This is a genomic window from Lysobacter sp. DMC104 (assembly GCF_056313665.1).
On the sequence record NZ_JBQUZW010000006.1, the window covers coordinates 172,435 to 195,574 of the forward strand.

Annotated in this window: 20 protein-coding genes; 15 read left to right on the plus strand and 5 right to left on the minus strand. The window is 68.8% G+C overall.

What is annotated here, in order from left to right; all coding sequences use genetic code 11:
* The first annotated feature begins 21 nt into the window (after positions 1–21).
* The 5 genes from ACT53R_RS09955 (at position 22) to ACT53R_RS09975 (ending at position 5,635) form a co-directional block, all read left to right on the plus strand.
* Positions 22–582, plus strand: a complete 561-nt coding sequence (locus ACT53R_RS09955; RefSeq protein WP_476171714.1) for a hypothetical protein — start codon at positions 22–24, stop codon at positions 580–582.
* Between the two features lie 47 nt (positions 583–629).
* Positions 630–1,271, plus strand: a complete 642-nt coding sequence (locus tag ACT53R_RS09960) for an NADPH-dependent F420 reductase (protein WP_476171715.1) — start codon at positions 630–632, stop codon at positions 1,269–1,271.
* 224 nt (positions 1,272–1,495) lie between these two features.
* Positions 1,496–3,544 (plus strand): elongation factor G, encoded by a 2,049-nt coding sequence (gene fusA, locus ACT53R_RS09965; RefSeq protein ID WP_476171716.1) that lies wholly within the window; start codon positions 1,496–1,498, stop codon positions 3,542–3,544.
* Positions 3,545–3,642: 98 nt separating this feature from the next.
* On the plus strand, positions 3,643–4,578 hold the full coding sequence (locus ACT53R_RS09970; RefSeq protein WP_476171717.1) for a GxxExxY protein: 936 nt from the start codon (positions 3,643–3,645) through the stop codon (positions 4,576–4,578).
* 736 nt (positions 4,579–5,314) lie between these two features.
* Positions 5,315–5,635, plus strand: a complete 321-nt coding sequence (locus tag ACT53R_RS09975) for a hypothetical protein (RefSeq protein ID WP_476171718.1) — start codon at positions 5,315–5,317, stop codon at positions 5,633–5,635.
* A gap of 86 nt (positions 5,636–5,721) precedes the next feature.
* Here the strand turns inward: ACT53R_RS09975 and ACT53R_RS09980 are convergent, their stop codons facing one another.
* Both ACT53R_RS09980 and ACT53R_RS09985 read right to left on the minus strand, forming a co-directional pair.
* Positions 5,722–7,023: a hypothetical protein gene (locus tag ACT53R_RS09980; protein WP_476171719.1), complete on the minus strand. Its 1,302-nt coding sequence runs from the start codon at positions 7,021–7,023 to the stop codon at positions 5,722–5,724.
* Positions 7,024–7,250: 227 nt separating this feature from the next.
* Positions 7,251–7,871, minus strand: coding sequence for a hypothetical protein (locus ACT53R_RS09985; RefSeq protein WP_476171720.1), 621 nt, complete (start codon positions 7,869–7,871; stop codon positions 7,251–7,253).
* Positions 7,872–8,227: 356 nt separating this feature from the next.
* Between ACT53R_RS09985 and ACT53R_RS09990 the strand changes: the two genes are divergently transcribed.
* On the plus strand, positions 8,228–8,809 hold the full coding sequence (locus tag ACT53R_RS09990; protein WP_476171721.1) for a hypothetical protein: 582 nt from the start codon (positions 8,228–8,230) through the stop codon (positions 8,807–8,809).
* A 154-nt stretch (positions 8,810–8,963) separates the two neighbouring features.
* Positions 8,964–9,323 carry a VOC family protein gene (locus ACT53R_RS09995; RefSeq protein ID WP_476171722.1) on the plus strand — a complete coding sequence of 120 codons (360 nt, stop codon included), beginning with the start codon at positions 8,964–8,966 and terminating at the stop codon, positions 9,321–9,323.
* Positions 9,324–9,353: 30 nt separating this feature from the next.
* On the opposite strand, the gene ACT53R_RS10000 is transcribed toward ACT53R_RS09995, so the two are convergent.
* Entirely contained in the window at positions 9,354–11,132 is a 1,779-nt protein-coding gene (locus tag ACT53R_RS10000; RefSeq protein ID WP_476171723.1) for an ABC transporter ATP-binding protein, read from the minus strand.
* A 535-nt stretch (positions 11,133–11,667) separates the two neighbouring features.
* Between ACT53R_RS10000 and ACT53R_RS10005 the strand changes: the two genes are divergently transcribed.
* From ACT53R_RS10005 to ACT53R_RS10040, 8 genes are all read left to right on the plus strand, one after another.
* Positions 11,668–12,561, plus strand: a complete 894-nt coding sequence (locus ACT53R_RS10005) for a DUF6662 family protein (protein ID WP_476171724.1) — start codon at positions 11,668–11,670, stop codon at positions 12,559–12,561.
* A 40-nt stretch (positions 12,562–12,601) separates the two neighbouring features.
* On the plus strand, positions 12,602–13,165 hold the full coding sequence (locus ACT53R_RS10010; RefSeq protein WP_476171725.1) for an FMN-binding protein: 564 nt from the start codon (positions 12,602–12,604) through the stop codon (positions 13,163–13,165).
* 10 nt (positions 13,166–13,175) lie between these two features.
* Positions 13,176–14,021 carry an FAD:protein FMN transferase gene (locus tag ACT53R_RS10015; protein ID WP_476171726.1) on the plus strand — a complete coding sequence of 282 codons (846 nt, stop codon included), beginning with the start codon at positions 13,176–13,178 and terminating at the stop codon, positions 14,019–14,021.
* A complete protein-coding gene (locus ACT53R_RS10020) occupies positions 14,018–14,497 on the plus strand; it encodes a hypothetical protein (protein ID WP_476171727.1) in 480 nt (159 codons plus the stop codon). The genes ACT53R_RS10015 and ACT53R_RS10020 overlap by 4 nt, the downstream gene beginning before the upstream one ends.
* A gap of 204 nt (positions 14,498–14,701) precedes the next feature.
* Positions 14,702–14,815 carry a hemin uptake protein HemP gene (hemP, locus tag ACT53R_RS10025; RefSeq protein WP_476171728.1) on the plus strand — a complete coding sequence of 38 codons (114 nt, stop codon included), beginning with the start codon at positions 14,702–14,704 and terminating at the stop codon, positions 14,813–14,815.
* Between the two features lie 81 nt (positions 14,816–14,896).
* Complete coding sequence (locus tag ACT53R_RS10030; RefSeq protein ID WP_476171729.1) at positions 14,897–17,128, plus strand: TonB-dependent hemoglobin/transferrin/lactoferrin family receptor; 2,232 nt, start codon at positions 14,897–14,899, stop codon at positions 17,126–17,128.
* 56 nt (positions 17,129–17,184) lie between these two features.
* Positions 17,185–17,745, plus strand: coding sequence for a hypothetical protein (locus ACT53R_RS10035; RefSeq protein ID WP_476171730.1), 561 nt, complete (start codon positions 17,185–17,187; stop codon positions 17,743–17,745).
* Positions 17,742–18,686, plus strand: a complete 945-nt coding sequence (locus ACT53R_RS10040; RefSeq protein ID WP_476171731.1) for a DUF6607 family protein — start codon at positions 17,742–17,744, stop codon at positions 18,684–18,686. The genes ACT53R_RS10035 and ACT53R_RS10040 overlap by 4 nt, the downstream gene beginning before the upstream one ends.
* A 42-nt stretch (positions 18,687–18,728) precedes the next feature.
* Here the strand turns inward: ACT53R_RS10040 and ACT53R_RS10045 are convergent, their stop codons facing one another.
* Positions 18,729–20,039, minus strand: coding sequence for an alpha/beta fold hydrolase (locus tag ACT53R_RS10045; RefSeq protein ID WP_476171732.1), 1,311 nt, complete (start codon positions 20,037–20,039; stop codon positions 18,729–18,731).
* The gene (locus tag ACT53R_RS10050; RefSeq protein ID WP_476171733.1) at positions 20,036–23,140 is read right to left on the minus strand and encodes an efflux RND transporter permease subunit; all 3,105 of its coding nucleotides are present in this window, start codon (positions 23,138–23,140) and stop codon (positions 20,036–20,038) included. The genes ACT53R_RS10045 and ACT53R_RS10050 overlap by 4 nt, the downstream gene beginning before the upstream one ends.

Sequence of the window (23,140 nt, forward strand, 5' to 3'; positions counted from 1 at the left end):
CGCCTGCACCGGAGCCCGACCATGTCCTCGTCTTCGCACGCACCCGCCATCCTCGTCGACGAGCCGGCAATCGACGCCATCCTCGCTGACTGGCGCGACGCGATCGGGCCGGCGTTCGACGGCTACCGCGGCCACGTCTACCGGGTCTTCAACGTCTGCCTGCAACTGCGCGCCTGCAACGACGAAGAACGTCGCAAGCTGGCGATCGCCCTCGCCTTCCACGACATCGGCCTGTGGTCGGCGCAGACGGTCGACTACCTGCCGCCGTCCGAGGCCGAAGCCGCGGCCTGGCTCGCGCGCAACGGGCTGGCCGCGTGGACGGACGAGATCCGGCTGATGATCGGCCTGCACCATCGGCTCCGCCCGTGGCGCGACCCGGCGACGCCGCTGGTCGAGGTGCTGCGGCAGGCCGACCTCGTCGACTTCTCGCTCGGCGCGGTGCGCGCCGGGGTGCCGCGCGCGTTTCTGCGCCGGCTCTCGGCGACGTTCCCGAACGCCGGCTTCCACCGTTTCCTCCTCGCCCGCGCCCTCGGCTGGTGGCTGCGCCATCCGCTGCGGCCGATGCCGTTCCTGCGCTGGTGACGCCAGCGCGGGCGACCCTTTCTCCTTCCACGACACGGACTTCCGCCATGACCACTGCGTCCCGTCCCATCGCCATCCTCGGTGCTGGCAACGTCGGCACCGCCCTTGCCCGCAACCTGATCGCGCTCGGCGAGCGCGTGCGTTTCGGCGTGCCCGATCCCGGCAAGCACCGCGACCTCGCCGCCGCGCTCGGCGCGGACGTCGGCAGCGTCGCCGACGCCCTCGACGGCGCCGACATCGTCATCCTCGCCGTGCCCTACGCCGCGGCGCTGGAGATCGCCGTCGCCGTGCCGGACTGGCAGGGCCGCATTCTGGTCGACGCCACCAATCCGCTGGCGCCCGGGCTGTCGGGCCTGACCCTCGGCACCACCAGCTCGGCCGGCGAGCAGATCGCGGCACGCGCTGCCAACGCCCGCGTCGTGAAGTGCTTCAACGTCACCGGCGCCGAGAACATGGCCGACCCGCGCGCGCTCGACGCGCCGGTGTTCATGCCCGTCGCGTCCGACGACGCGGACGCGCGCGCGACCGTGCTCGCACTGGTCGCACGCATGGGCTTCGACGCGGTCGATGCCGGCGCGCTGCAGACCGCGCGCTGGCTCGAACCGTTCGCGATGACGTGGATCCATCTCGCCTTCGCCGCCGGCCACGGCCGCGCGTGGGCGTTCTCGCGCACACGACGCCACGCCTGAGCGCGGGCATGAAGCGATCGGCCACGCCGATTGACATCGATCAATTCCGCGACGCGTCGTGCCGCGGCGCGGCTTGACCCGCATCGACGAACTTCCGATGCTTGTCGGGCGCCAACAGGCGCCCCGCCATGACCGCCCGCCGAGCGCCGCTCGGAAGGCCGGGCTCCCACCGCGGACAGCCATGACGGCATTCCTTCACCGCCTTCGCGAAAGGAGCGTCGCTCATGTCCTACAGCACAGCACAAATCCGCAATGTGGCCCTCGCAGGCCACCCCGGCGCCGGCAAAACCACGCTCTTCGAAGCCCTGCTGCATGCCGGCGGCGCCGTCCAGACGGCAGGCACCATCGAACGCGGCACCACGGTGTCCGACTTCGATCCGATCGAGAAGGAACGCGGCCATTCCATCGACGCCGCCATCGCCAGCACGGATCACGCTGGCATCCATGTCAACCTGATCGACACCCCCGGCTATCCCGATTTCCGCGGCCCCACCCTGTCCGCGCTCGCGGCGGTGGAGACCGTCGCCGTGGTGGTCGATGCCGACGCCGGCATCGGCTACGGCACCCGACGCATGATGGAGTACGCCCAGGCCCGCCGCCTCTGCCGCGTCATCGTCGTCAACAAGATCGACCACGACGGCGCCGATCTCCGCGCCCTGCTCGACGAGTTGCGCGAGACCTTCGGCAACGAAGTCCTGCCGCTCAACCTGCCCGCACACGGCGGCAGCGCCGTCGTCGACTGCTTCGGCGCGCCCATGGGCGACAGCGACCTCGGCCCCGTCGCCGACTGGCACCAGCGCATCATCGACCAGGTGGTCGAGATCAACGAACAGGTGATGGACCATTTCCTGGAAGTGGGCGAGGAAGGCCTCGCCGGCCAGGAACTGCACGACGCGTTCGAGCAATGCCTGCGCGAAGGCCATCTCGTGCCCGTGTGCTTCGTGTCCGCGCGCACCGGCGCCGGCGTGAAGGAACTGCTCGACATCGCCGAGAAACTGTTCCCGCATCCGGGCGAAGCCAACCCGCCGCCGTTCGTGAAGGGCATCGGCGACGCCGCCGAAGCCATCACCGCCATGCCCGATCCCGCCGCGCACGTCATCGCCGACGTGTTCCGCATCGTCAACGATCCCTTCGTCGGCAAGCTCGGCATCTTCCGCGTCTACCAGGGCACGGTGAAGAAGGACACGCAGTTGTTCGTCGACGACGGCCGCAAGCCGTTCAAGGTCGGCCACCTGTTCAAGATGAAGGGCAAGGACCACGTCGAGGTCGATCACGCCATTCCCGGCGACATCGCCGCGGTCGCGAAGGTCGACGACCTGCATTTCGACGCCGTGCTGCACGACAGCCACGACGAGGACCAGATCCACCTCGCGCCGCTGGAATTCCCGAAGCCGATGTTCGGCCTCGCGGTCGAGGCGGCCAGCAAAGGCCACGAACAGAAACTCGCGATCGCGCTGCACAAGCTGGCCGAGGAAGATCCCTGCTTCCACGTCGAGCACGAGGTCGAGACCAACGAAACCGTGATCCGCGGCCTGTCCGACCTGCACCTGCGCATCCACCTGCAGCGACTGAAGGACCGCTTCAGCGTGGAGGTGACGACGCGTCCGCCGCGCATCGCCTTCCGCGAGACGATCGCCGCGAATGCCGAAGGGCATCATCGCCACAAGAAGCAGACCGGCGGCGCCGGCCAGTTCGGCGAAGTGTTCCTGCGCATCGAACCCCTGCCCCGCGGCACCGGCTTCGAGTTCGTCGACGAAGTGAAGGGCGGCACGATTCCCGGGCAGTTCCTGCCCGCGGTCGAGAAAGGCGTGCGCCAGGTGCTGGCCGGCGGCGCCGTCGCCGGCTACCCGATGCAGGACGTGCGCGTGATCGTGTACGACGGCAAGCACCATCCGGTCGACAGCAAGGAAGTGGCGTTCATTGCCGCCGGCAAGAAGGCCTTCCTCGACGCCATCCTCAAGGCCCGCCCGCAGGTGCTGGAACCGATCGTCGACCTCGAAGTCGCCGCGCCCGAAGCGCACATGGGCGACATCAGCGGTGGCCTGTCGTCGAAGCGCGCCCGCATCAGCGGCACCGATGCGCTGCGCGGCGGCGAGATCGTGGTGAAGGCGCAGGTCCCGCTGTCCGAACTCGAAGGCTACGCCGCCGAACTCAAGTCCATCACCGCCGGCCGCGGCCGCTACTCACTCGACTTCAGCCACTACGAACCCGTGCCCCCGCAGGTGCAGGCGAAGTTGGTGGAGGCTTACAAGCCTAGGCATGAGGAGGAGTGATCTGAGGTCATTCGATGTTTGCATCTTTAAGGCGGAATCGCCTGTGGCGATTCCGCCTCATCCCTGATAGGTATGCCTCAACCACCACATAGACCTTTATGGACCTAGTCGCCACGCTCAAGCATAAGATCGATGCGCTCGATGAAGGCGATTACATGCCTGGACTTCGAGCGGTGCTACTACATATCGAAACAGCGCATCGCCATTTGGCAAGAGGTCAATCCGGAGGGGATGAGACAGCATACACAGACGCAATATACAGAACGAATCAGGCGTTTGAAGGCAGCGTCAAAGAGGCGTACCGTGTACTAGCCGGACAAGACCCAACACACAAGCGTCCATACGACGTGGAAAAGTATCTTGAGAATAACCGTCTTTTCCGGGAACGCGTCCTCAGCCAACTGACGAACTACCGTACAGAATGGCGAAACCCGTCAACTCATGACTACAAGCTCGATTTTGACGAAAGCGAGGCCTTCCTCGCCATTGTCTCGGTGGCCGCCTTTGCGTGCATGATGATTGATCAGATCGCCGAGAGAATTTCTTTCATGAAAGCTCAGGCAGAAGCAGACGCACGCAAGGATGAACTCAGATCACACCTTGAGACCACGCGGGCATCTCGCCTTGTCGACCGCGCTGCCGATTTGCTCCAGCAGTTCGTTACCACAACGGCCCACACTGGCGGCACCCATCGATTCGAAATGCAGTATCTCGGCGCACTTCACGGGTTTCTTGCATCGATAGCACCTGACATACAAATCTCCATTGAGGAGAAAATTTCCACCGCTCACGAAATTCGTGCCGACCTACTACTTCGTCGCGGCGAAGAACAAGTTATTGTTGAATTGAAGCGATACTTCAAGAAGAACAAACAGATTGCAATTGCACAGGTGGAAAATTATATGCAATTCAGCGGAATTCGAGATGCAATACTTCTATTCGTTTCATCCGAACCCGGAACGGTTTCAATTCATGAACATTACCCCCCCCACATCCAGGGCCGACTCTTAATAATTGAGCCTCAGAGCCACTAAAAAATTCAGATCATGATGGTGGGCCAGAGCCTGAGGTATCCCCACAAATTTTCGCGGAATCCTCTGGCACTCATGTCTCGACGACATTCGTGAGCCGGTTTTGGTCTTGATCTGCCGGGGCCCCTGGTCGCGACGGGCTTCGCGGATCAGGCCCGAAGGGCGCGCGGCAGGAAGCCGCGCGTTTTTCGACCAGCACACGGACGTGCTGTCGAAAAACCCTGCGAAGACCGTGCACCCGACGCGCAGCGTCGGGCGCGACCGACGGGGTGTGCTTTCTTTGGGTCACCTTATCTTTACACAAGTAAAGAAAGGTGACTCGCTCGCGGCAGCGAGCGAAAAAAGGGAACAACGGCAGAGCCTTCAAAGCGGGATCCCGGCCTGACCAGCCGTTCGGCTGTTGAATGCCGCCGGGATGACGGAGGATAAGGTACCCGCCAGTAAGAAGCAGGTCCCTCGCTTGCGGCTCGGGGCGACACAAGATGGGCTAGTTTCCAGCTGTGCCCGGTCGTCACCGGCGGGGCATGCATCGCGTTGTCCGGGCGGGAGATGCTCGGGATCGGCGCCGTCGCGTTCGTGCTCGGCATGGCGTCGGTGATCGCCGGCGTGCGTCGATCGCGATCGCCGGGATCTGGAAGCGCATGAGCGAACCGGAGCGGCTGTCCGCCCCGGGCGGGAAACGACGTTGGGTTCGCAGATCGACACACCGCACCCACCCCGACAACCCGGAGGCGTTTCCATGAGTTCGCTGATTCTTCGCTACCGTCTGAAAGCCGGCGTGACGCCCGCGGATTTCGAGCAGTGGGTGCGGACGGTCGATCATCCGACCATGGGCGGTTTGCAGCGGGTGCAGCGATTCACGACCTACCGGATCGACGGGCTGCTGCTGGGTGAAGGCGCGCCGAGCTGCGATTACGTCGAAGTGTTCGACATCCCCGACCTCGCGGGCTTCACGTCGGAGGACATGCCCGGCGACACCGTGCAGGGCATCATGGGCCAGTTCATGGGCTTCGCCGATGCGCCGGAATTCCTGATCGCGAGCGTCGTCGCGGACAGCTGAAGCGACACCGCGCAGCGCCCGGGCGCGATGCGCCCGGGTCGCCGCGTGCATCACGACCGTCGACGCGAATCGACGGCCGGCCCGGCTCAGAACCCCGTCAGCGTCAGCTGCTGGTGGTAGTACGTGTTGTAGTCCTTGGTGACGAAGATCAGCGGGTTGTCGCCGATTTCTTCGTAGTTGTCGCCCACGACGGCGGCGTTGGCTTCGAAGAAGCTGTAGTAGTTGTTGCTGAGCAGGCTGAGGCCGTTCTGCTTCACTTCGCCGAGATTGCCTTCGAGGCCCGTCGGGCTGGCGAGGCTGGTGGTCCACGAGAACACGGCCTGGTAGCGGTAGCTGCCGTCGGGCTCTTTCGGCAGGCAGTACTTGCTGCCCAGCGTGACCCATTTGCCGTTGCGGTGCTTGCGCACGTTCATCGCGTACAGCAGCGAGCACCCGTCGGTGCGGCTCCAGAACACGTACGGCTGCTGCGGGCCGAAATTGCCCTGGTAGGTGTTGTGGTTCACGGCGGTCCAGCCGCTGCCGTTCCAGAACTGCCAGCCCTGCGGCGATGCGAGGTTGGTGGTGCGCAGCAGCGACACACCGTGGGACTGCGCGCCGGCCCGGAAGTTCGCGGTCGAGACGAACGCGTAGTAGTAGCTGCCTTCGCGCACGATGTTCGACGGATGCATGAAGCCGTAGGTGGCGCCGGAGAACCCGGTGGCGCTGGGTTCGGGCACCAGCACCAGTCGGCGCGATCCTTCGCTCTTCGGGCGCATGGTCCACGTCGCGCCGCCGTCGGCGGACTGCACCCAGCCGATGCCGGCGATCCACGGGTTTCCGTTCCGCAGGAACCCGGGCACGCCCGCGATGGTGTCGGTCTGCCCCGGTCGGTACCACTCGTGATGGGTCAGCCCGTACAGCTGTCCGCCGCTGTTGTAGACGGCGAACAGCCAATGGCGGTTGTTGTAGACCGATTCGAGCTGGTCGCGCTGCGCCGGCGAGACCGGCGCGCCGCTGCCGTTCGGCGAGGAAGATGCGGGCTCCATCGTCCACAGCGTGCGCGCGCCCCAGTTGTGGGCGGGAATCTTGATGCGATGGAACTCGGAATGCGGAATCTGGAAGTAGGTGCTGCCGCCGTACTTGTAGGGATTGAGCGGACCATCGGCCCAGGCACCGTAGGGCGCGGCCGGCAGGCAGCCGCCCGTGCCCTGGCTGACGTGCCGGTAACCGCAGGTGGTGAGGTAACCGTGATTGAGGTTCCCGGCGAAACCGAACAGCGGCGCAAGCGGCTGGGTCAGTTCGATCGCGGGCGCGGCCAGCGCGCTGCCGGAAACCAGCGCGAGCGCGCATGCGAGGCGGCACAGGCCGACCCGGATGCGCGAACGCCGGGACGAAACGGAAGTGATCATGCAGAAGCTCCTTGAAGGCGGGGGATGTCCATGCCGTGTCGCGCGGTGAAGACATCCACGCGCGAGGTCGGCGACCCGCATCCTAGGCGCGATGCACGCACCCGGACGAGACCGGCTTCCCGAAGGGGCAAGCCCGCTTTTCGTTCGTCTCGCGCCGCGCTTCGCCGGCATTCATCCGACGACGCTGCGCGAATCCGCCCGCCTGCTGCCGGCGGATTTCGCGGCGACTACAGTGTCTGCGCGAGCGCCAGCGCCTTCTTCACCTTCTCCGCGTTCGGCGAATCGAGATCGGAGACGTTGATCTGGATTTCGCTCTGGCCCTTCACGAAGAACAGGCGGGCCATGCCGGTGTCGGTGACGTTGTAGGCGTTCGCGCCGAGCGCGGCCTGCGGCTGGTAGCCGGAGGTGGTGGTCGCCGTCTCCGCACGCGAAGCGAGGTTCGAGCGGGCCTTCGCTTCGTTCGCGGCGGTGGCGACGAAGATCTCGACCGTATGCGTCGGCGCGTCCTTCGCGAAATCGATGCTGCCGACGCCGGCCCAGTAGACGCAGCGGGAATCCCACACGTAGCCGCTCATCCGCGGATCGACCTTCTGGTGGACCTCGAAGGCCTGGTCCGGATACACCGTCTTCAGCTTGTCCGGCGTGAGCAACGCGCAGGCATCGACCGGGGTGACGGCCTTCAGCTGTTCGAGTTCGGGGTCCGCGGCGGGGGCCGGCGCGGGAGTGGGTGTCGCGGTCGCGGCAGCCTGCCCGGGCGCGGTCGCCTCGCTGCCTGCGGGCGGCGTGCGATCGCAGGCGGACAGACCGAACAGGGCGACACCGGCCGCCATCATCATCAATCGACGCATGTTGCGTTCTCCATGGACAGGATGCGTGCGCGCAGTCTGGCGCCGGACCTTGCCCGGACTCAATGACCGCACGGATTCACCACCGCAATACGAGGCACGGCGCCCGCACAGGCCATCGACGCCGCCCCGGCGTTCCGGGCTATGCTCCGGGTCCGGTCGCGGCGTTTCCCGGCGGTGCCGCGGCGGGTCCCCTCGACGAAACAAGGCAGGCCACCATGCGCACGACACCGAAGGCGTCCCTGATGCTGGCCTGTTTGTGCACACTGGCCGCCTGTCGTCCGGCGGAAACACCGCCTCCCGCGGCCACGCCGGCCACATCGCCGGCACCGCCCGCGGCCTCCGCAGCGCCCGCAACCATGCCCGTCCCCGCACCCGCGACGCAGATACCGCCGCCCGCGCCGTCCGCCGCGGAGACGAGCGCGCCGGCGCTCGAAGCACTGCTGCGCGCGGATGACACGCTCGCGGCGGCGCAGGTGCGTCTGGGCAAAGGCAACGTGGTCGCGGAAACGTTGAACGGCGCCGAGGGCGAGACCTTCCCGGGCTGGGTGCTGTATCCGGACGACCCGATCCGTCGCATCGAGGTCTACCTCGACGAAACGGATGCACACCCGGCCGCGCTGCGCGTGTTCGCCGAGACCACCGTCTGGCGACGCGCCGACGGCATCGGCATGGGCACCACCAGCGCCGAGCTGCAGGCGAAGAACGGCAAGCCTTTCGAATTCCTCGGCTTCGACTGGGATTACGGCGGCGAGATCACCGATTGGCACGGCGGCGCACTCGACGACGGAAAACCGGCCGGCGCCGGCCTCACGCTGTGCCCGCCGGCGGATGCACCAGCGGACTATCCGTCCGGCGACACCGCGTTCTCGTCCGACGACAAACGGATGGTCGCGCACCCTGCCCGCGTCTGCGCCTTCACGGTCCCGGTCGCGCGCTGACGGTCGATTGCGCGACGGTTCGCCATCGACTGCATCGATCACGCACACCGCGATTTCGCGGTTGCGGCACGGTATCGCGCGAATGCATTGCGCGTCAGGCCAGCACGTGATAATCAGCCCACAGCTTCGGTGTCGAAGCAAACAGGGGAATGCAATGGGCGTTACCGGAATCGGCGGGTTCTTCTTTCGAGCGAAGGACCCGGAAGCGATGCGCAACTGGTATGCGCAACACCTGGGCGTGGGGTCTTCGCCCTACGGCCAGTGGGACACGCAATCGGGTCCCAGCGTTTTCACGCCATTCGCTGCTGATACGGATTATTTCGCGGCCGACCACGCATGGATGCTCAACCTGCGCGTGGACGATCTCGACGCCCTCTGCGCAAGACTGGCCTCTGCGGGGATCACCGTGATCACCAAGCCGGAGTGGGACATGCCGGGCGTCGGACGTTTCGCCCGACTGCATGACCCCGAGGGCAACCCCCTCGAACTCTGGCAGCCCGACGAGACCGACTGAACCGTGCGGCGGCCGGAGGGCCGCCGCATTTCACACCGCCTCGGCTTCGAGCACGCGCGCCTCGGCCGCCTCGCGGGCGGGATTGCGGAACTGCCGCGCGACCAGCCGCGCGTAGTGCGCGTTCGAGCGCAGCAACTCTTCGTGGCTGCCCTCACCGGAGATCCGCCCCCCATCGAGAAAATAGATGCGATCGGCGTGGATGATCGTCGACAGCCGGTGCGCCACCACGATGTTCGTCCGCCCCTGCATCAGCGCGTCCAGCGCCAGCTTCACCTGGTGCTCCGTCTCGCTGTCCAGGCTCGACGTCGCCTCGTCCAGGATCAGGATGTCCGGGTTGCGCAGGAACATCCGCGCGATCGCGATCCGCTGCCGCTGACCGCCCGACAGATTCCCGCCCTGCTCGCTCAGGATCGTGTCCAGCCCCTGCGGCATCTGCCGGATGAAGGTCAGCGCACCCGCCTTCTCCGCCGCCATCTGCACCTGCTCGTCCGAATATGCCCCGGCCAGCCCGTACAGGATGTTGTCCCGCACCGTCCCCGGCATGATCGGCGCGCTCTGCGCCACGTAGCCGATCCGCTCGCGCCACGCCGTCAGCGCGTACGCGTCGATCGGACGCCCGCCATAGACGATCTCGCCGCCGCTGGGCGCATAGAACCGCAGGATCAGCGACAGCACCGTCGTCTTGCCGTTGCCGCTCGCACCGACCAGCGCCGTGGTCGTCCCCGGCCGGAACGTCAGGTCGATCCCGTGCAGCACCGTGGTGTCGCGGCCGGGGTAACGGAACGCCACGTCGCGGAACTCCAGCGCCTCGTGCGTGTCCGGCAGTGCGTCGCCGCCGGCAGGCTCTTCCGCATGCACCAGCAGCGCCGCGATCCGCGCCGATGCACCGCGCGCCTTCTGCAACTCCTCCAGGAACGTCGTCAGCTGGATCATCGGCACCGCGACGTTCACGATGTACAGGATGAACGCCGTCAGCGTGCCGATGGTGATGCTCCCGTCGCTCACCCGCGAACTGCCGTACACCAGGATCACCAGGATCGCCGCCGTCAACGACAGGCTCGTCAGCGGCGCCAGCACCGAACTCACCTTCGCCACCTGGATGCCCAGACGACGGATGTCCTGGATCTCCCGACGGCTGCGCTCGCGCTCACGACCTTCCGCCGTGAACGCCTTCACCAGCCGGATCTCCGACAGCACGTGCGTCAGGATCCCGCCGAGCTTCGCCGTCCGGTCCTGGATGCTCCGCGCCAGCTTCTCCAGCACCGTGATCAGCGGGATCACCACCGCGAACGCCGCCACCACGCACCCCAGCATCGTCAGCGTCAGCCGCGCATCCAGGAACAGCAGCACCACGATCGCACCCAACAGCATCAGCGCGCCGCTGAGCAGGTTCGCCGCCTGCCGCGTCGCCAGTTCCGAGATCAACTGGCAGTCGTTGAGCACCCGGCTCACCCGCTCGCCGGTGCTCTCCTCGTCGAACGAGGCCACCGGCAGCTTCAGCAGCTTCTCCACCAGCATGCCCCGCAGCACCGCGATCATGTCGTAGCCGACCCGGTTCAGCAGGAACGCCGACAGCGCCGACGTCGCCGCCACCCCCACCATCACCCCCGCCAGTGCCATCACGCTGGCCGTGTCCAGCGCTCCCTGCGACAGCTTGTCCACCATCCCCTTGGTCAGCATCGGGAACACCAGCGTCCCCGCCGCGGCCAGCAGCGTCACCACCGCGGCCGCCGCAAGCAGCGGCCACGACGGCCGCGCCATCCGCATCAGCCGCAACAGGGACTCGAGCGACGAAGTGCGATCGTTCACGGGAGCAATTTCCGTTTGCATGCATCACGTCCATTTCATGCCCGCGCATGCGGGCCGGTTCCGGGAGCCGCGCGTCGCCCGGCCGGAGCAGCGCTCCGGGAGACAGGATGCGGGCGGCGTGTGTCAGCCGGGGCTTCCACGCCCGCGACGGACGCGAAAAGCATCCGGGCACACGTCCGAAGTCCGGGGGGCGAACGCGGCGGGTTCCTTCATGGCCGCAGACCCGCGGGTCGCGCGATCCGGCATGTGGCCGGGATCGAACGGACCTGACGGTACTCGCCCTGGCCCTCCAGCGTGACGGCGGACACAAGGCCGGCGAGTGTAGGGACATCGCATTCCTGCCGCAATTCAGGCCGGGGGCGGCGATGTCGCTGCATGCCGCATTCCCGGGCCCGGGCAGGCATCAGCCGTGGCGATCGACCGGCACGGGATCGGATCCCGGGCGGAATTCCGGTGACGAAATTTGATCCGGATCATTGACAGGCCGGGGACTGACAACAAGAATGATTCTCATTACCAAACGGAATCACCTCCCATGTCCCTGCCTCTCCGCCCGCTTGCGGCTGCCGCCGCGCTCGCCTTGCTCTCGATGGCCGGTACCGCCGCCGCCGACGAACAGATGCTCGGCTACACGCCCGGCGTCGAAACCCTGCCGCAAGGCGCGTCGGAAGCCTACCTCTGGATCACCCACAAGGAAGGCAAGCGCCGCGGCGACTACGCCCGCGACGAGATCCGTGCCGAATTCGAGCACGGATTCACCGACACGTTCTCCGCGTCGGTCTACCTCAACGGCTACCACTACGACTACGACTGCGGCCTCGGCTGCGCCGGGCCGCTGGATGACCCGGAAATCACCGGCAGCCGCAACGACACCCGCTTCAGCGGGATTTCGCTGGAAGCCAAGAAGATGCTGACCTCGCCCTTCCGCGACAAGCTCGGCGTCGCCCTCTACGGCGAGGTCACCTACGACAGCGTCGACAGCATCACCGGCGAGACCGGTCAGGGCTGGGAGGTCGAAACCAAGCTGATCCTGCAGAAGTCGCTGGCCGACGACCAGTTGCAGTGGGTCACCAACCTCGAGCTGGAAGCGGAATCCTGGCGCGCCGACGGCGAGAGCCGCACGGAGTACGCCGTGGCGCCGCGCCTGCGCACCGGCGTGTCGTATCGGTTCGCGCCGAACTGGTTCGTGGGCGTGGAAGGCTGGGCCGACGTCGAAGCCCTGAACCCGGTGGATGGCTCCTGGGAATTCGACCATTGGGACGCCTTCGCGGGCCCCTCGCTGCACTACGGCGCGAAGCGCTGGTGGGCGACCGCGAGCTGGGTGTCGCAGCTGGCCGGTTCCAACGAAAGCGAGGGCAACCACCTCGGCCGCCACTACGCCGATCACGAAGGCCACGAATTCCGGGTGAAGCTCGGCGTCAATTTCTGATCGCCGCGATCGCCGCATCCGTTTCCCGAGGAGTCCACGCATGTCCATGCCGGATCGATACCGCGCCACGTGGCTGCTGCCCGCGATGGCAGGACTGGTCGCCGCGCCCGCCGGTGCCGCCACCTATTTCACGCTCGAACAGGCGCAGCAGAAAATGCTGCCGGGCCGTGCCCTGCAGGCCGTCCCGATCACGCTGACCAAGGCGCAGATCGCCCGGATCAAGGCCGACTCCGGCGAAAACGTCCGCCAGCCGGCGCTGCGCGTCTGGCGCACCGCGGAGGGCGAGTGGTTCTACCTCGACCAGGTCCTCGGCAAGCACGAGTTCATCACGTATGCCGTCACGCTGGATCGCAACGGCGCGGTCACCGGGATCGAGATCCTCGACTACCGGGAGTCCTACGGCGATGCGGTGCGGCGCCCGCAATGGCGCGGCCAGTTCCTCGGCAAGCGCCACGGCGCACCGCTGCGCGTCGACCAGGACATCGTGAACCTGTCCGGCGCCACGCTGTCGTCGGTGCATCTGGCCGGCGGCGTGCGCCGGGTGCTGGCGACGCATGCGGTCGTCACGGCCACCGCCGTGGCCGGCGCCGCAGCGACGCCCTGAGCGCCCGCGCATGGCGACCACCCGCATGCAGCCGTGGCTGGGCACCTACGTCGCGATCCGGGCGAGCCGGGCCGACGGTGGCGATGCGACGGCCGCGATCGACGCGGCCTTCGCCGCCATCGCGGACGTGCATCGGACCGCGAGTTTCCATGCCGCGGATTCCGAGCTGACGCGACTGAACCGCGAAGGCGAAGTGCATGCGGGGCCGCTGCTCGCGCGCATCGTCCGCGCATCGCTGGCATTCGCGCGTGCCAGCCGGGGCGTGTTCGATCCCGTCGCGGCGGGCAGGCTCGCCGTCGACGCGCCGCCGGCCGCACTCGCGGGGGCGACGCCGCCGCATGCCGATGCCGACTGGCGCGATGTCCGCTGCCTCGCCGACGGTCGCATCGTGGCACGGCGCCCGCTGTGGATCGATCTCGGCGGCATCGCGAAGGGGTATGCCGTGGACCACGCCGTCCGTGCACTGCGCCGTTCGGGCGTCGACGCGGGCGTGGTCAATGCCGGCGGCGACCTGCGGGTCTTCGGCAGCGAGACGCGGACCATCCACGTGCGCCCGACCGCTCCGCATGCGCCGCCGGTCGCGCTGCTGTCGCTACGGGAAGGCGCCTGCGCCGGCAGCGGGCGCGAACTGCTGGACATGGACGCACCCTCCCCGTGGGTCGATCCCGACGCCGGTCGGCGTCCGGTCGATCCGTCCTCCGTCACCGTCACCGCGCCGCGGGCGATCTGGGCCGATGCCCTCGCCAAGATCGTGCTGTTGCGCGGCGAGGCCGCGGCGCCGCTGCTGCGCAGGCTGCGCGCGAGCGCGGCGATCCGCGAGGCTGACGGCAGCATCCGGTTCGTGGCGGCGCCATGACGCCTTCGCATGCCCCGGCACGCCTGCGGCTCCCCGTCTGGCTGCGACGATCGATCTACATCGTCGGCAGCGGCTGCGCGACTTCGGGCGCCTTGTGGCTGTGGCTGCATCATTTCGGGCAACGCGAGGGCGAATTCGGCCTGGAACCGCATCCCTGGGAGCATCCCGACCTCGTGGTGCACGGCACGACCGGGCTCCTGCTGCTGTGGCTGGCGGGCACGCTGTGGTTCCCGCACATCCGGGCAGGCTGGCGACAGCACGGGCTGCGCGCGACGGGCCTGCCGATGCTGGCCCTGTTCGCCCTGCCCGCCGGCACCGCTGCCGGCCTGTACTACCTCGGGAACGAGACGTGGCGCAGTTGGGCATCGCTGGCGCACTGGATCGCCGGCCTCGGTGCGATCGTCTGGTTCCCGGTGCACCTGTTCGCAGGGCGTCGTGCGCTGTCGCGGGGCCGCGCACGACGCCACGCGCACTGAGTCCGGGCACGTCGACGCCAGACCGGGACCGGACCCGATGGACCGACGACATGGTGGCGATCGGGGCTTGCAATCACGAAGAAGAAGCGCAAAGATGAGAATCATTCTCAATTGAGGGCTTCCAGCATGCCGGTACCGCCCTTCCCCACGGGCCTGCCCATCGCAACGAACGCGTCATCGCCGTGCGCGCCGGATCCGGGCCATGTGATCGACAGCCGCGACCTGCTCCACGGGCATGCCGAGGTCCTGATCCGCCACGGCACGGACCACTACCGCCTGCGACATACCCGCAACGGCAAACTGATCCTCACCAAGTAACCCCGTCGTTTCCCTCCACGCCTGCAAGCCACCGCTCCGGCGGACGCCAGCCCGGCGCTCTCTCTTCCAGACGAGCCCTCCATGCGTCCGAATCCGTTGTCCCTGGCCCTCGCCGGCTGCCTGTGCGCGCCCGCCGGCTTCGCTTCCGCTTCCGATACCGCGCCCGCGCCCGCGCACCACGACGTCACGGACCTCGATCGCGTGGTCGTCGTCGCCACCCGCACCGAACACGGCCTCGCCGATGTCCCCGCCACCGTCGACGCCATCGACCGCGCCGACATGGACGCCCGGCTCGTCCGCGACCTGAAGGATCTGTTCCGCTACGAACCCGGCCTCTCGGTCTCGTCGTCGTTCGGCCGCTTCGGACTGGGCGATCTCCGCATCCGCGGCCTCGGCGGCAACCGGGTGCTGATCCAGACCGACGGCATCCCGGTGTCCGATGCCTTCACCATCGGCAGTTACGCCAGCGCCAATCGCGATTTCGTCGACCTCGACACACTCAAGCAGGTCGAAGTGCTGCGCGGCCCGGGCAGTGCGCTGTACGGCTCCGACGCGCTCGGCGGCGTGGTCTCGTTCCGCACCAAGGACCCGGAAGACTATCTGCGCGACGGCCGCACCCGTCACGTCGGCCTGAAGCTCGGCTACGAGGGCGAGACCGACGGGATCTTCGGCGGCGCCACGCTGGCGGGCAGCGGCGATCGCTGGTCGTGGCTGGTCACGGCCTCGCATCGGGAAGGCCATGCGCAGGAGAACCAGGGCGATCGCGACGTCGACGGCGCGCTGCGGACCACGCCGAATCCCCAGTCGCACGAGGGCGACAGCGTGCTGGCGAAGCTGGTGTACGCACCGGACGGCAGGCAGCGCCTGCGGCTGACCATCGAGGGCAACGAGGGCGCGACCACCACCGACATGCGTTCGGGGCTCGGTTTCTCGCCGCTGACCGGCGCCACCGTGCTGTCGCTGGCCGGCGACGACCGGCAGCGCCGGACGCGCATCGGCCTGGTCCACGAGATCGATGCCACCGGCTGGCGCTGGGCCGACACCGTTCGCTGGACGGCCTATCACCAGGACAGCCACACCGAACAGGACACCGACGAGGTGCGGCGCACCGCCGGCGGCACGCTGCAGCGGCGCGAACGAGCCTTCGATTTCGACCAGCGGCTCGTCGGCATCGACGCGGTGTTCGGCAAGGACGTGACGATCGGCGGCACGCAGCATGTGTGGACGTGGGGCGTGGAGGCGACCCGCACCGAGACCCGCCAGCGGCGCGACGGTCTGGCGACGAACCTCTCGACCGGCGCGAGCACGCCGTCGATCCCGCCCGATGTCTTCCCGGTGCGCGATTTCCCGAACAGTCGCGTCGACAAGACCGCGCTGTTCGTGCAGGACGAGATCGGCTTCGGCGACGGCGCGCTGCGCCTCGTGCCCGCGGTGCGGGTCGATCGCCATGCGTTGCATCCCCGGGTCGATGCAATCTTCGCGGCCGACAATCCGGGCGTGGTCGTGGTCGACGTGACCCGGACGCACGTGTCCCCGAAGCTCGGGCTCGTGTGGCGTTTCGCGCCCGACTGGTCGCTGTTCGCCGGCCATGCGCAGGGCTTCCGCGCACCGCCCTACAGCGACGTGAACATCGGCTTCACCAACCTGGCCTTCGGCTACACCGCGATCGCCAATCCCGACCTCAGGCCCGAGACCAGCCGCGGGCTCGAAGCGGGCGTGCGCCATGGTGGCCGCGCGGTCTGGTTCTCGCTCACCGCCTACGACAACCGTTACCGCGATTTCATCGAATCGATGCGCTTCATCGGCGTGAACGACGCCGGGCTGATGGTCTTCCAGTCGCAGAACGTGGCGGATGCGCGCATCCGCGGCGCGGAGCTGAAGGCCGGCGCGGACCTCGGCGCCATCGACGCGCGCCTGCGCGGCTGGTCGCTGCGCGGCGCCGCGGCGTACGCGCATGGACAGGACCGCACGGCCGATCGCCCGCTGGACACGGTGGACCCGCTGCGCGGCAGCCTCGGCCTGGCCTACGAGCGCGGCCGCTGGGGCGCGGAACTCGCCGGCACGTTCGCGGCGCGCAAACGGCGCGTGTCCGATGCCGCGCTGTACCGCCCGGCAGGCCATGGCGTCTGGGACCTGTTCGCGCACTGGGCCATCGCTCCCGGCGCGCGCATGGACCTGGGCGTCCTCAATCTGGGCGACAAGCGCTACACCGACTGGGCCGACGTCCCCGGCGTGGCCGCCGACAGCGCCGTCCTCGATCGCTACACGCGGCCCGGCCGTTCTCTGGCCGTGAGCCTGGCGCTCTCCTGGTGAGCGCGCACGCGCCCCGGACGCGCACGGCAAGGGATCGCCTGCCGAGCGTCGCCGCCTTGTCGGCACTCGGGCCGCTGCTGTGCCTGTCGCTGGCCCGCGACCGACTGCTCGCGGGCTGGCATCGCGCGCGCAGCTGCGACTACCTCGCCCATGTCGGCAGCGACGGCCTGCGCGAATGCCTGCGTTTCCGCGATGCCGCGGGCGAGCCGTGCTGGTGCCTGCATGCGCTGCCGGAGGACGACTTCCTCGCCTGGGAGCGCGTCATCGCCCGGGTGCCGGCCGCTGCCGCCAACGATCCCTGCTGTGGCCTGGTCGACCGTCTCTGGCGCGATCTCGCGGCAGCGCTCTGCGGCCATCGCTGGCAGGCACAGGTCATCCGCATCCATGCCCCGGACCCGTGCCATGGCGAGGATCGCTGGCGCCTGGCCGTCAGCCAGCCCGCGATCGCGCGCTTCAGCCACGACGTCGCGCAGCGCATCGCGCTCGCCGAAGGCGCGACGCTCCTGCCCGATGCACGACGGTCCGCACCGGCGACGCCCCCCTTCGCCCGAAGCGCGCACCGACACGACCGCGCCGTCGACACCTTGCCCACCTTCCTCAACGGACATTCGCCATGACCCACCGCCGTTCCTTCCTCGCCGGCGCATGCGCGCTCGGCCTCGGCCTGCTTCCCGCCTGCGCGGTGCGCGCCGGCAACCCGCCGGCCGAGGATCGCACCGCGATCCTCGCCATGCAGGGCGATTACCTCGTCGATTTCGACTTCACCGAGACCGTGGTCTTCCAGCCCGGCTACGTGCGCAAGCCGCACAAGCACAGTGGCGGCAACGAGACGGTGATCGTCGTGGAAGACACGCCGGGGCACATCGTGTTGCAGCACCTGCTGGTCTCCGACGACGGCAACCTCGTGACCAAGCACTGGCGACAGGACTGGACCTACGAAGCGCCGGATCGCTTCGAGTTCACGGCCGACCAGACCTGGACGCGACATCCGCTGCCGTCGGCGCAGACACGCGGCGCCTGGACCCAATGCGTCTTCGAAGTGAGCGACGCCCCCCGCTACTGCGGAACGGGTCGCTGGGAGCACGGACTCGGCGTGTCGACGTGGACCTCGGATCGCAGCTGGCGCCCGCTGCCGCGCCGGGAGTACACCACGCGCAGCGACTACAACGCGGTCGAGGCGATCAACCGCCACGTGATCACGCCCGACGGCTGGTCGCACGAACAGGACAACACCAAGACGATCCGCGACGCCACGGGCCGGCCCGCGGCCGTGATCGTGCGGGAAACCGGCTTCAACGACTACCGCAGGACCACCACGTTCGATTTCACGCCGGCGCGGCGCTACTGGGAACGCACCGCCCCGTTCTGGGCACGCGTGCGCATGCGATGGGAGCGCCTGCTCGCGCAAGGCGGCGTGCACCTGCGGACAAAGATCGACGGCATGACGATGATCCTGCCGCTGTTCGACCAGGCGGCTCGCGTCGAAGCCGGCGAGCCGGTCACCGACGTCGAAATCGACGCCCTGTTCGCGCAGTGGACGTCCCCGACCGCGCGGTGATGAGACATTCGCCGCGGGTGGCCCGGCCGGTGAAGTCCGGGCTCACGCGGCGAAGCCCAGCCGCTCCGCCAGCGCCCGCGCATGCACACCGCGGATGCCGGTCATGTGATTGCCCTCGCCGCACAGCAACTGTACCCGCAGCGCATGCGCCGACCAGCCGTCGCGCCGCGCCAGCGCGGCGTGCTGGTTCGCTTCGGCATCCAGCGCGGGATTGCGCAGGTGCACCACGCGCAGCGTCCCGTCGTAGTTCCCCGACGGGACGTAGCGCGTGCGCATGCAGGCCGCGAACATGCGCAGCGCACCGACGATCGACGACGGTTCCGAACGCAGCGGCAGCAGGCCGGCCTCGCCCATGCGCCGGTGGACGAGTTGCAGTCGTGCCGACGGCGACAGCGGCCGCAACGTCTCCGCATCGAGCCCCAGCCGGCGATCGGCCGACAGCTCGAGCAGCATCGCCCAGTGCACCAGCACCGAGAGGTCGTCCCATTCGCGATGGTCTCGCGCCGGATCGGGCGTGCGCGAATCCAGCAGGTCCAGGCTGACGATCGTGCGCCCCGCCGCACGCAGGCGCAGCGCGGCCTCGAATGCGATCCAGCCGCCGAACGAATGGCCGACGAGGCGCAACGGCCCCTGCGGCAGGAGTTGTCCGATCTGCATGACGACCGCGTCGGCCGCCGTCTCGACGGTCGTGCACGGGGGCGCAAGGCCGTCGATGCCGCGCGGCTGCATGCCGTGCACCGTGGCCTGCGGATGCGCCGCCTGCGCGAGATCGAGCAGGCTCACCACGCTGGCACCGGCGCCGGGGATGCAGACGATCGGCGTGCGCTGCGGTCCGCCGAGCTGGAGCGGCAGCGCCATGACCGCGGGCGGCGGCGACGGCATCGGCGCAGCGGTCGCGGTGCGGAGGATCCAGGCCGCCACGTCCACGCCCGCTGCCGGACAATGCTGCATCGGCAGCATCGCCGGTTCCGGCGGCGCCCACGCGGCGCAGGCGACGGCGAGTCGTTCGTCGAGCGCGGTCTGGCCTGCGGTGGGCAGCGCCGCATCGGGCACCAGTGCCACGCAGGCCACGCGGCGATCGCGGCCGAGCAACTCCAGCGCCAGCGCCTGCGCGAACGTCGACGCGCACGTGCCCAGCGCCGCGAGCGCGATGCCCGGACACGACGACGCGTCCGGCAGCTGATCCAGCCGGTCACGGGCCATGCCGGGCAGCGTCGACAGCGCGGGATCGGCATCGTCCACGCGCAACGTGCGCACCGCGAATCCGCAACCGTGCAGATCGAAAGCGGGCGCTTCGCCGGCATGCAACAGCACGAGCATCGGCGCACGCCCCTGGCGCGCCATCGTGCTCATGCCGTCGTGCCCGCGGCATCGTCGACGGCCGCGTCCGTGGAGCCCGACCCTGCTGCGGGCGCGCGACGGAATCGCCGCAGCAGCCGTTGCTCCACGTCGTCGACCAGCGTGAACGCCGCCGGGACGACGACCAGGCTCAGCGCGGTCGACGAGATCAACCCGCCGATCACCGCGATCGCCATCGGCGCGCGGAACCCCGAATCGGCCGCGAAGCCGAACGCGATGGGCGCCATGCCCGCACCCATCGCGAGCGTGGTCATCAGCACCGGCCGCGCACGCTTGCGGCAGGCATCCAGCAGCGCCTCGTGCCGGCCCATGCCCAGTCGGTCGCGCGCGATGACCGCGTAGTCGACCAGCAGGATCGAGTTCTTCACCGCGATGCCGATCAGCATGATCAGACCGATCAGCACCGGCAGCGAGATGTCGGTGCCGGTGACCAGCAGCGCCGCGACCGCACCGGTCGCGGCAAGCGGCACCGCGACCAGGATGGTGACCGGCTGGCCGACGTGGTTGAACAGCAACAGCAACACGGCGTAGACACAGAAGATGCCCGTGAACATGGCGACGACGAAGCCGACCATCATCTCGACGAACACCTTCGCGTTGCCGGCCCGCTGCAGCGAGACGCCCGGCGGCAGGTCGCGCAGCGCCGGCAGCGCGTGGATGGCGTCCTCCACCTCGCCCATCGGCCGGCCGTCGAGGTCGACGGTGATGGTGACGTTGCGCTTGCGGCCGAAACGGTCGATCTGCGATGGCCCGCTGCCGGCCTCGATCGACGCGACCGCCGACAACGGCACGGCGTCGCCCGACGCGGTGGGCACGCGCAGCTGCGCGAGCAGTTCTGGATCGGACAGCGCGCCGCCGGCGAGTTTCACGCGGATCGGCACCTGCCGCCCGGGCAGGTTGAGCTTGGCGAGGAACTGCGCGTAGTCGCCGCGGGTGGCGACGCGCGCGGCGGCGGCGATGTCGGCCGTGGACACGCCGAGGTCGGCGGCGCGCGCGGCATCGGGACGGACGATGACTTCGGGCCGCACCAGCGCGGCCGTCGAGGTGACCGCACCCAGCCCGGGCTGCTGCCGGATCGCACGCTCGACCTCGCGCGAGGCGCGCGCGAGCGTCGCCGCATCGTCGCCGGCGAGCACCAGTTGCAACGCGCGACCCGGCTCGCTGCCCTGGAAGCCGACGCGCACCCCGGGCAGGTCGGCGAGGCGCGTGCGGACTTCGGCTTCCAGCGCTTGCAGCGTGCGTTCGCGGTGCGGCTTCCACTGCACTGCGAGCGTGGCCCGCCGTACTTCCTCGACGTCGGCCCCGCCCTCGCCGTCACCGCTGCCCGCACCGGCGGTGGCGAAGACGTGCGCCAGTTCCGGCATGCCGGCGATGCGTTGGCGCGCATCCTCGGCGGCCGCCTGGGTGATCGCCAACGACGTGCCGGGCGGCAGTTCGAGCACGACGCTGCTCTGATTGCCGTCGTCGGGCGGGATGAAGGTGGTCTGCAGCAGCGGTACCGCCGCGATCGACGCGACGAACAGCGCCGCCGACAGCAGCAGCGTGCGGTTGCGGTGCCGCAGCGCGCGATCCACCCAGCGCAGGTACCAGCGCATGGTCGCGGTGTCCTCGCGCGGCGCGGCCGTCGCCTTCAGCAGGAAAGCGGCCATCATCGGCGTGATCAACCGCGCCACCAGCAGCGAGAACAGCACCGCGGTCGCCGCGGTCCAGCCGAATTCGCGAAAAAAACGGCCGGGGATGCCCGGCATGAACGCCACCGGCACGAACACTGCGGCCAGCGCGCACGAGGTGGCGACGACCGCCAGCCCGATCTCGTCGGCCGCTTCCAGCGCCGCGGCCCGCGGCGACTTCCCCATGCGCAGGTGGCGATCGATGTTCTCGACCTCGACGATCGCGTCGTCGACGAGGATGCCGACCACCACCGCGAGCGCGAGCAGCGTGACCACGTTGAGGCTGAAGCCCAGCCAGTGCATCGCGGCGAAGGTCGGGATGATCGACAGCGGCAGCGCGATCGCCGAGATGAAGGTCGCGCGCCAGTCGCGCAGGAACCACCACACCACCAGCGTCGCCAGCAGCGCGCCTTCCCAGAGCATCGCCATCGACGCGGCATACGACGCCTCGACTTCCGGCGTGGTCGACGCGACCTCGGTGAAGCGCAGGCGCGGATACGCCTTCGCGAGTGCCGCAACCTCGGCGCGGACCGCGTTGCCGACATCCACTTCGCTCGACTCGATCGTGCGCTGCACGGCGAATCCGATCGCCGGCCGGCCGTCGAGACTGGCGCGCTGCACGGGTTCGGCGGTGCCGTCGTGCACGTCGGCGATGGCCGACAGCCGCAGCGGGCGGCCGTCGGGCGTGAAGATCGTGAAGTCGGCGAGATCGGACGCCGTGGACACGGTGCCGACGGTGCGCACCGCCTGTTCGTTGCCGCCGACCGTCGTCCGTCCGCCGGGCTGCTCCTGCTGCAGGTTCGCCAGTTGCTGCGACAACGTCGCCGGGCTCACGCCCAGCGCCTGCAGCGCCTCAGGCCGCAGGTCGACGCGCACTTCGCGCTCGACGCCGCCGATGCGGTGCATGGCACCGACCCCCGGCACGCCGAACAGCCGCTTGCCGATGACATCGTCGATGAACCAGCTCAGTGCCTCGTCGTCCATGTCGTCGGCGGCGACGGCGAAGGTCACGACGTCCTCGCCGTCGACGTTCGCCAGCGCCACGACCGGCGCCTCGATCTCCCTGGGCAGGTCGGCGCGGATGCGGTCGACCGCGTCGCGCACCTCGTCCTTGGCGATGTTGCCGTCGCGGTCGAGCTCGAACTTGACCGAGGTGATCGACACGCCCTCGTTCACCGTCGAGCGCATCTCGTCGACGTGCGGCACGCCGGCCAGCGCGTCCTCGATGCGCCGCGTGACCTGCGTTTCCAGGGTGCTGGGCGATGCACCCGGCAGGCCCACGGTCACCGTGACCACCGGCACGCTGATGTCCGGGAATTCGGAGATCGCGAAGCGGAAGAAGCCGAGGCCGCCGGCGGCGACCAGCAGGATGAACGCCAGGATCGCGGGCAGCGGACGGCGGATCGACCACGCGGAAACGTTCAT